The 9294-nt window shown below is 66.9% G+C and carries 9 protein-coding genes; 7 read left to right on the top strand and 2 right to left on the bottom strand.

Features of this window, described 5'->3' with window-relative positions; genetic code table 11:
• The coding region (locus AZG88_RS25775; protein ID WP_442971751.1) for a preprotein translocase subunit SecA at positions 1-1679 on the top strand (1679 nt) is incomplete at its 5' end.
• A gap of 16 nt (positions 1680-1695) precedes the next feature.
• On the opposite strand, the gene AZG88_RS25770 is transcribed toward AZG88_RS25775, so the two are convergent.
• The gene (locus AZG88_RS25770) at positions 1696-2220 is read right to left on the bottom strand and encodes an Rv3235 family protein (RefSeq protein ID WP_061041174.1); all 525 of its coding nucleotides are present in this window, start codon (positions 2218-2220) and stop codon (positions 1696-1698) included.
• 105 nt (positions 2221-2325) lie between these two features.
• Between AZG88_RS25770 and AZG88_RS25765 the strand changes: the two genes are divergently transcribed.
• The 6 genes from AZG88_RS25765 to AZG88_RS25740 all read left to right on the top strand — a co-directional run bounded on the left by AZG88_RS25765 (position 2326) and on the right by AZG88_RS25740 (position 8601).
• Positions 2326-2763, top strand: coding sequence for an HAD-IA family hydrolase (locus tag AZG88_RS25765; RefSeq protein WP_025432293.1), 438 nt, complete (start codon positions 2326-2328; stop codon positions 2761-2763).
• Positions 2757-4181 (top strand): WS/DGAT/MGAT family O-acyltransferase, encoded by a 1425-nt coding sequence (locus AZG88_RS25760; RefSeq protein ID WP_061041173.1) that lies wholly within the window; start codon positions 2757-2759, stop codon positions 4179-4181. Before AZG88_RS25765 ends, AZG88_RS25760 begins: the two co-directional genes overlap by 7 nt.
• 30 nt (positions 4182-4211) lie before the next feature.
• Positions 4212-4724 (top strand): DUF6912 family protein, encoded by a 513-nt coding sequence (locus tag AZG88_RS25755; protein WP_009479537.1) that lies wholly within the window; start codon positions 4212-4214, stop codon positions 4722-4724.
• Positions 4725-4815: 91 nt separating this feature from the next.
• Positions 4816-5931 carry a ferredoxin reductase gene (locus AZG88_RS25750; protein WP_005240076.1) on the top strand — a complete coding sequence of 372 codons (1116 nt, stop codon included), beginning with the start codon at positions 4816-4818 and terminating at the stop codon, positions 5929-5931.
• A 62-nt stretch (positions 5932-5993) separates the two neighbouring features.
• Positions 5994-7250 (top strand): fatty acid desaturase family protein, encoded by a 1257-nt coding sequence (locus tag AZG88_RS25745; protein WP_061041172.1) that lies wholly within the window; start codon positions 5994-5996, stop codon positions 7248-7250.
• 112 nt (positions 7251-7362) lie between these two features.
• Complete coding sequence (locus AZG88_RS25740; RefSeq protein WP_005240079.1) at positions 7363-8601, top strand: fatty acid desaturase family protein; 1239 nt, start codon at positions 7363-7365, stop codon at positions 8599-8601.
• Positions 8602-8630: 29 nt separating this feature from the next.
• Here AZG88_RS25740 and rsgA read toward each other — a convergent pair.
• On the bottom strand, positions 8631-9294 hold a 664-nt coding region (gene rsgA / locus AZG88_RS25735), incomplete at its 5' end, for a ribosome small subunit-dependent GTPase A (protein WP_061699603.1).

The following is a 9294-nucleotide window of genomic DNA, read 5'->3' as shown; positions in this document are numbered from 1 at the left end:
CGCTCCACCACGTCGTCGACGACGGCGTCGAATTTGGCTTCCTCGGTCTTGTAGATCAGGTCGCCGTTGTCGACGACGTGGTGGAGCGGCACGAGAAGGGCCAGCCCGTTCTGATCGGTACCACCAGCGTCGAGCGGTCCGAGTACCTGTCGAAGCAGTTCACCAAGCGCGGCGTGGCGCACAACGTGCTGAACGCGAAGTTCCACGAGCAGGAAGCCCAGATCATCGCCGAGGCCGGCAGGTCGGGCGCCGTCACCGTGGCGACCAACATGGCCGGTCGTGGCACCGACGTCGTGCTCGGCGGCAACCCCGACATCATCGCGGACATCGCGCTCCGCAAGCAGGGACTCGACCCCGTCCACACGCCCGACGACTACGAGGCGGCGTGGGACGACGTCCTCGACCAGGTCAAGGCCGAGGTGAAGGCCGACGCGGACAAGGTTCGTGAGGCGGGCGGACTGTACGTCCTCGGCACCGAGCGGCACGAGTCCCGGCGTATCGACAACCAGTTGCGCGGCCGCTCCGGCCGTCAGGGGGATCCGGGTGAGTCGCGCTTCTACCTGTCGCTCGGCGACGAGTTGATGCGACGGTTCAACGGCGCGGCACTCGAGTCGATCATGACCCGGCTCAACCTGCCCGACGACGTTCCCATCGAGGCGAAGATGGTCTCGAAGGCCATCAAGAGCGCTCAGACGCAGGTCGAGCAGCAGAACTTCGAGATCCGCAAGAACGTCCTCAAGTACGACGAGGTGATGAACCAGCAGCGCACGGTCATCTACAACGAACGCCGCCAGATCCTCGAAGGCAAGGACATGGAGGGCCAGGTCGAGAAGATGATCACCGACGTGGTCACCGCCTACGTCGACGGCGCCACCGCAGAGGGATACGTCGAGGACTGGGATCTCGAACAACTGTGGACGGCCCTCAAGACGCTGTACCCGGTCGGCCTCGACTACAAGGAACTGGTCGGCGACGGCGACGACGGTGAGACCAACGACATCACCGCCGACGAGCTGCGCGAGACCCTGCTGAAGGACGCGCACGACGCCTACGCCCGGCGCGAGGCCGAGATCGACGGCGTCGCCGGCGAGGGATCGATGCGCGAACTGGAGCGTCGCGTCCTGCTGAGCGTGCTCGACCGCAAGTGGCGCGAACACCTCTACGAGATGGACTACCTCAAGGAGGGCATCGGCCTGCGGGCGATGGCCCAGCGTGATCCGCTCGTCGAGTACCAGCGCGAAGGTTTCGACATGTTCGGCGGCATGCTCGAGGGTCTGAAGGAGGAGTCGGTCGGATTCCTGTTCAACCTTCAGGTCGAGGCGGCCGCCCCGCAGGCGGCACAGGCCCCGGGCGTCAGCGTCACCGCGGCTTCCGCAGCGGCGACGGCGTCGGCCTCGCCCGCGCCGGCAGCCCCGCGGCCACTGCCCACCCAGGAGGCGGCGCAGCAGGCGCAGGGCACGGCGGCACCGTCCGCCCTCCGCGCGAAGGGACTGGACGACGGCGAGCCCCGCGGGCTCACGTACTCCGGGCCTGCCGAGGACGGCAACGCCCAGCTCAGCCGCCGCGGAGCCGCCGAATCGGACGATGCCGCCGACGCCGGAACCCGTCGTCAGCGGCGTGAGGCCGCGCGGTCGCAGTCCAAGGGCAAGAAGGCCCCGCGGACCAAGCGCAAGCGCTGACCGCAGAAGAAGACGATCAGCCGATCACCAGCGAGGTGACGGTCCAGCCCGTGTCGGACTGCTGTTCGACACGGGCTGCGATCACGAAGATCCGCGGTCCCCGGCCGTAGGTGCCGAAGGCCTCGAACGCGCACGGCTCCACCGCGCGCAGGTGCACGCGGACGAGCGTCGCGACACCGAGTCGCCGGGCGGGCGACTCCGACAGCGCGAGCGTGCGCACGACGTCGACGAGCGACGGCGTCACCAGCGGCCGCAATTGCCGTACATTGCGGCGCCGATCCAGCACTTCGAGGACGAGCCGGAACGCCTGCTCCGTGAACCGCTGGACGTCCGGCGAGGGAAGAGGCAGCGTTCCCGTCTGCGTCGTGGCGGTGCGTGGCGACGCCCCCGAGTGGGGCGACGAGCGGTGCCTGCCGCGCCCGGACGCGTGACGCCCGCCCGACGGCGCCGCCGAACGCCCCGGCAGAGGCGGTGCGGGAACGTCACCGGCTGCCGGCTCGAAGCGCGGCACCCGTGACAGGAACGTGTAGGACTCACTCATTTCTTACCCCCCGGTTTCGGCATGAGACGGCCGTCGTAGCGGTCATACTCGCACGGATCCCGTCGTCGTGTCGCCGAACCGGGGAGCGGACCCTAGGGTGGGGACGTGCGGGGATTGATATTGGACTTCGGAGGCGTTCTCGCGGGTCCCGGTTCGGACATGGACGGCCTGTCGTCCGTCCTCGCCGGTGCCCGGAGTCGTGGGGTGCGGACCGCGATCCTCAGTAACGATCCCGGTGGTCCCGGCGCGCAGTGGCTGCGGGAACTCGGTGACGGCCGGCTGGTCGATCAGGTCGTGCTGTCCGGGGATGTCGGTGTCGCCAAACCTGATCCGCGGATCTACCGGCTGACGGCCGACGCGCTCGGTCTGGCCCCGGGGGACTGTATCTTCGTCGACGACCTGTCGGCCAATGTCCGGGGTGCGGTTGCCGTCGGGATGGTGGGTATCCACCACGTCGACGGCGGCGCCACCGCGGACGAGATAGCGATACTTCTCGAGGTCGATCGAGACGGGATGCAAGGGGGACAGGCGCCGACATGGTGACGAGACTGACTACGCAGGACGCGTCGTTCTATTTTCTCGAGGCGAGCAGTACGCCGATGCACGTGGGTTCGCTCGCGATCTTCCGCAAGCCGCGAAACGGGTTGTCCTACGAGGAATTACTGAGCCTCGTCGAGGAACGTCTGAGCCTGGTACCCCGTTACCGGCAGAAGGTGCGGGAGGTCGCGCTGGGTCTGTCGCGGCCGGTCTGGGTGGACGACCAGGACTTCGACATCGAGTACCACGTCCGGCGGTCGGCGCTGCCGAAGCCCGGATCGGATGCCCAGTTGCACGATCTGGTCGCACGGCTCACGTCCCGGCCGCTCGACAACACGCGACCGCTGTGGGAGATGTACCTGGTGGAGGGGTTGTCGAACAATCGCTTCGCCATCTTCACGAAGTCCCATTCCTCGCTGGTCGACGGTGAGACGGCGCTCGAGATCGGTCAGGTGATTCTGGACCCGGCGAAGACCCGGCGGCCCATGGCCGAGGAACTGTGGATGCCGAGCCCAGCCCCCAGCGAGTCCACTCTCATCGCCGGGGCGCTGGCGGAGATGGTGGCGCGGCCGGGCGAAGGGCTGGCGGCGCTGCGGATGACGTTGGGTGACATGGCGTCTGCGCTCGGTGAGACCGTGCGCGCCGTCGGTAAGGTCGCCGCCGTCGTGCGCACCGCCACGCAGGTGGCGCCCACGAGTCCGCTGAACGCGACCATTTCACGCAATCGGCGCTTCGCGGTGGTCAAGACCGAACTCGGTGACTACCGGAAGATCCGCGCGCAGTACGGGTGCGAGGTCAACGACGTCATCCTCGCCGTCGTGTCGGGTGCGATGCGGTACTGGCTGCTCTCCCGCGGCGAGCCGGTGGCCGAGTCGACCACGGTCCGGGCCATGGTCCCGATGTCCGTGTACGCGACGGATCCCGAGGCCGACGACGAGGCGTCACGCCGCGGCGAGTGGGCGGATCCGCGGAGCATGGTGTCGTCGTTCCTCATCGACCTGCCGGTCGGGGAACCGAATGCCGTGGTGCGGCTGTCGCACGTGGCGCACGCCATGGAGGCGCACGCCAAGCAGAGCCAGCGGGTCACCGCGGAGACCCTCGTGCGTTTGTCGGGATTCGCGCCCGCCACGCTGCACGCGATGAGTGCCCGTGTCGCCAGCAGCTTCTCGCAGCGGATGTTCAACCTGATGATCACCAACGCGCCGGGACCGCAGCTGCCGCTGTACGTCGGCGGTGCGCGGATGCTCGAGATGTATCCGGTGTCGCCGCTGCTGAAAAACCAGACTCTGAGCATCGGCCTGACGTCCTACGACGGCAACGTCTACTACGGTTTGAATGCAGACCGTGACGCCATGGCCGACGTGGACGTGGTGGCGGCGCTGCTGTACGAATCTCTCGAGGAGTTGTTGGATGCCAGCCGGTGAGAAGTCCGCGGTGCGAATGACGGGTGACGCATGACGAGGGTGTACGTTCCCGCGACGATCGAGATCCTCCAGCGGCTCGTCGCCGACCGGGAGTTCGATCCGATGAGCCGGACCGCCTTCGCCGTCACTCCCACCCTCCGCGAGGCGTACTCGTCGGGCGACGACGAAGAACTGGCCGAGGTCGCGATGGCCGAGGCCGCCCGGGCCTCGCTGCGACTGATCGCGGGCCGGGTGGGGGAGAGCGGGAGCGACGGGGTTCGCTTCCGTCGCGCCGTGGTCGCCGCGGACGTGGACGACGTGACGCCGCGGCCGGACCTCGACGACGCCGTGGTCCGGCTGCCCGGCCCCGTGACGATCGGCACGGTCGCGTCGGTGCACGTGGATCTCGCGGAGGCGGAGCCGGACATCGAACGGGCCGTGTCGGCGATCGACGAGGCGGATCTGGGGGACCCCGACGCCGAGTTCGTTCTCGGTGACGCGGAGGATCATGTCCTGGCGTGGTACGCCACTCAGGAGCTTCCGTTCCTCCTCGAACTACTCTGACCGGTGCGTCCTCTTACCTCGGGGTAACCTACGGTACCGTAACTTGATAACCTACGGTAGCGTAGGTCATGACGGAAAAGGTGGAGGTCGGATGGGTCTGAAGGATTGGATCGAGGCGCCCGCAGCAGCGGTTGTGCCCGCCAAGCGGTCCAAGCTCAATTGGTTGCGGGGTGCGGCGGCACGGCTCACGACGCCGTTGCTGCCCGACGACTACCTACATCTTGCCAACCCACTGTGGTCGGCTCGCGAACTGCGCGGACAGATCGTGGAGGTGCGCGCGGAGACCGCGGACTCGGCCACGATCGTCATCAAGCCGGGCTGGGGATTCGACTTCGACTACGAGCCCGGCCAGTACATCGGCATCGGTCTGCACATCGACGGACGCTGGCACTGGCGCTCGTACTCCCTCACCTCGCCGCCGAACTGGGACGACAAGCTCATCTCCATCGCCGTCAAGGCGATGCCCGAGGGGTTCCTGTCGAGTCACCTCGTCAACGGTGTGCCCTCGGGAACGATCGTGCGGCTCGCGACCCCCACGGGCAACTTCGCGCTGCCCGACCCGCCGCCGCAGCGGATCCTGTTCCTCACCGCGGGCAGCGGCATCACTCCCGTCATGGCGATGCTGCGCACGATGAACCGGCGCGGTCAGCTTCCCGACGTCTTCCACGTCCACTCCGCCCCCACCGACGCCGACGTGATGTTCGCCGACGAACTCACCCGGCTCCACGAGGAGCACGACGACTTCCGGTGCAAGATCCAGCTCACCCGCAGCCAGGGCAAGTTCGCGTTGTCCTCGCTCGACGACGTGTGTCCCGACTGGCGCGAACGGCAGACGTGGGCGTGCGGGCCGCTGCCGATGCTCGACGAGATCGAGACGCTGTGGCGTGACGAGGGCATCGAGGACAAGTTGCACCTCGAGCGGTTCGCCGTCTCCCGCGCGGACACGTCCGGCGAGGGCGGGACCGTCACGTTCGCCAAGGCCGACAAGACCGTGACGATCGACGGTGCCACCACTCTTCTCGAGGCGGGTGAGCAGGTCGGGGCACTGATGCCGTTCGGCTGCCGGATGGGTATCTGCCAGACCTGTGTCGTGCCGATTCTCGCCGGGCACGCCATCGACCTGAGGTCCGGTAAGCAGCACGCCGAAGGTGACCGAGTCCAGACTTGTATCTCCGCGGCGGCAGGGGACTGCACGCTCGACGCGTAAGCGTGGGCGTGTTGTTCACCTGACTCCGCTATTCTCGGACTCTCACCAGACGGAGGAGCACGGTGGCGATCACCGACATCAAAGAGTTCGCGCATCTGACCGAAGCGGACATCGAATCGCTCGGGCGTGAGTTGGATGCGATCCGGCTCGACGTGGAGGATTCGCGGGGCGTTCGCGACGCCCGCTACATCCGCCGGGCCATCAGGGCGCAACGGCTGTTGGAGCTCGGTGGCCGGGTTGCGTTGTTCGGAAGCCGCTATCGCCCGGCCTGGCTCGCGGGCACCGCGATGCTGTCCCTCTCGAAGATCATCGAGAACATGGAACTCGGCCACAATGTGATGCACGGCCAGTGGGACTGGATGAACGATCCGGAGATCCACTCCATGTCGTGGGAGTGGGATCAGACGGGCCCCTCGGAGCATTGGAAGCGGGCGCACAACTACTCCCACCACACGTTCACCAACATCGTGGGAATGGATTCCGATGTGGGGTTCGGCATCCTCCGGATGACCCGCGACGAGGAGTGGCGGCCGATCAATCTGCTGCAGCCGTTCGCCAACATCATCCTGGCCGCCACGTTCGAGTGGGGGATCGCGCTCCACGACCTCACCTTCGCGGCCGAGCTCGAGGGCGCGGAGAAGGGTCAGCTCAATTCCCAGGCCAACAAGGATTTCGGTCGCAAGATCTTCCGTCAGGTCGGCAAGGACTTCCTTCTGTTCCCGGTGCTCGCGGGGCCGGCGTGGAAGTCGACGCTGACGGCCAACGCCACCGCCAATCTCGTGCGGAATCTGTGGGCCTATGTGGTGATCTTCTGCGGGCACTTCCCGGACGGTGCCGAGAAGTTCACGGTGGACGAGTACGAGAACGAGACCCGGCACGAGTGGTATCTCCGGCAGATGCTCGGCAGCGCCAATTTCGATTCCGGCAAGGTCATGGGTTTCATGAGCGGCAATCTCAGCTACCAGATCGAGCATCACCTGTTCCCGGACCTGCCGAGCAACCGGTACCCCGAGATCGCCGTGAAGGTGCGGGCGCTGTGCGAGAAGTACGACCTGCCGTACACCACGGGTTCGCTCGCCAAGCAGTACCTGCTGGCTCTGCGCACGATCCACAAGCTCGCCCTGCCCGACCGGTTCCTGCGGGCGACGGCGGACGACGCCCCGGAGACGTCCTCCGAACGGAAGTTCCGCGACGCCCGTGATGCGGGTGCCGCCATGGTCGAGACGTTGCGCACGGATCCCGTCACGGGGCAGCGGCGGGGTCTGCTGTCGGCGTTGCGCGCTCGCGCGGAGGCCAAGATTCCTCGACGCCGACGGTGATTTCACTCACACCTACACTCAGGTAACCTACGGTGTCGTAACTTACGGTACGGTAGGTCGAGTCAGCGCCTTTCGGGTGTGAACTGTCGACCCAGCCAGGAGGAGGTCCCCCATGGCGATTGCAGACGTCAAGGAATACGCACATCTCACCGAAGCCGACATCGAGTCGCTCGGACGCGAGCTCGATGCGATCCGGCGCGATATCGAAGAGTCCCGCGGGGAGCGTGACGCGCGGTACGTGCGAAACACGATCAGACTGCAGCGTTCCCTCGAAATCGGTGGCCGAGCCGTCCTCTTCGCGAGCAAGCGGCGTCCCGCCTGGCTGGCGGGCACAGCCATGCTGTCCCTCTCGAAGATCATCGAGAACATGGAACTCGGCCACAACGTCATGCACGGCCAGTGGGACTGGATGAACGATCCCGAGATCCACTCCACCTCGTGGGAGTGGGACGTGACGGGACCGTCCGCTCACTGGAAGCAGACGCACAACTACATTCACCACAAGTACACCAACGTCCTCGGCATGGACGACGACGTGGGATACGGACTGCTGCGCGTCACGCGTGACCAGCGGTGGAAGCCGTTCAACACCGGCAATCTCCTGTACAACACGCTGCTCGCGCTGTTCTTCGAGTACGGGATCGCGGCACAGCATCTCGAACTCGGCAAGGTAGCCAAGGGGCGCGTGCCGAGCGAGGAGACCCAGCGCAAGCTCCGCGAGGTCGGCGAGAAGGTCGGCAAGCAGATCCTCAAGGACTATGTCGTCCACCCCGCGGTCACGGGCCCCGCGTGGAAGAGCACGCTCACCGCCAACATCGCCGCGAACATGATCCGCAACGTGTGGACCAACGCGATCATCTTCTGCGGGCACTTCCCGGACGGCGCCGAGAAGTTCACCAAGGCGGACATCGACAAGGAAACGCCGGCCCAGTGGTACCTGCGGCAGATGCTCGGTAGCGCGAACATCGAGGGCGGCAAGCTGATGGACTTCATGTCCGGCAACCTCAGCTACCAGATCGAGCACCACCTGTTCCCCGACCTGCCCAGCAATCGCTACTCGGAGATCGCCGTGCGTGTGCGGGAACTGTGCGACAAGTACGACCTGCCGTACACGACCGGGCCCTTCCTCGTGCAGTACGCGAAGTCGTGGCGCACCATCGCCAAGCTGTCGTTGCCGAACAAGTACCTCAAGGCGACCGCGGACGACGCGCCGGAGACGGCGTCGGAGCGCAAGTTCGGTGGAAACACCACGGCGACAATCGATCCCGTGACCGGTCGCCGTCAGGGTTTGAGTACCGCGATCAAGCGCACCCGCAAGCGCCGCGGTCTTCGCGCGCTGCTGTCCCGCTAGAAAGTTCCGCTACAGACGCGGTTCGTCCCTCACCAGGCTTCGTTGGACGCGATGGCCGTGAGGAGGTGACGGACCGCGTCGACGCGTTTGGCGGCCTTGCCCTCCAGCCGGTCGAGGGCGCATTCCGGGTCCGCGGGCGGCCCGAGGTGGGTACATCCCCTCGGGCAGTCCTCGATGGCCGCGGCCAGATCGGAGAACGCGGCCACCACGTTCTCCGGGGAGATGTGGGCCAGCCCGAACGACCGGATGCCGGGGGTGTCGATCGCCCAACCGCCCGTCGGGAGCGGCAGCGCCACCGATTGCGTGGACGTGTGCCGGCCCTTGCCGACGCCGGAGACCACACCCACGGCCCGGTCGGCGTCGGGCACGAGGCGGTTGACGAGAGTCGACTTCCCGACCCCCGAGTGGCCGATCAGCGCGGTGAGCCGGCCCGACAGCATCGACAGGACCTCGTCGACCGGATCGTCGCGACCGGCCACGACGACGGGGACGTCGAGGTCGGCGAACGCGCTCGCGAACTCCTCGGGCGGCTCGAGATCGCTCTTCGTCAGGCACACGATGGGACTCAACCCGCCCGCATATGCGGCGACCAGTGCACGTTCGACGAATCCCGTCCGGGGCGGCGGGTCGGCGAGCGCCACGACGATCAGCAGCTGCTGGGCGTTGGCCACGACGATCCGCTCGTACGGATCG

This window comes from Rhodococcus sp. LB1 (genome assembly GCF_001583455.1).
In the GTDB taxonomy this organism is placed as follows: domain Bacteria; phylum Actinomycetota; class Actinomycetes; order Mycobacteriales; family Mycobacteriaceae; genus Rhodococcus_F; species Rhodococcus_F opacus.
Note: the sequence above shows the minus strand (reverse complement) of the source record. Positions and strands in the feature narration are given on the sequence as shown.

Coding starts and splice junctions, on each gene's coding strand:
- AZG88_RS25770 (WP_061041174.1), bottom strand. CDS start 2,220: ATGAGTGAGTCCTACACGTTCCTGTCACGGGTGCCGCGCTTCGAGCCG.
- AZG88_RS25740 (WP_005240079.1), top strand. CDS start 7,363: ATGGCGATTGCAGACGTCAAGGAATACGCACATCTCACCGAAGCCGAC.
- AZG88_RS25750 (WP_005240076.1), top strand. CDS start 4,816: ATGGGTCTGAAGGATTGGATCGAGGCGCCCGCAGCAGCGGTTGTGCCC.
- AZG88_RS25760 (WP_061041173.1), top strand. CDS start 2,757: ATGGTGACGAGACTGACTACGCAGGACGCGTCGTTCTATTTTCTCGAG.
- AZG88_RS25755 (WP_009479537.1), top strand. CDS start 4,212: ATGACGAGGGTGTACGTTCCCGCGACGATCGAGATCCTCCAGCGGCTC.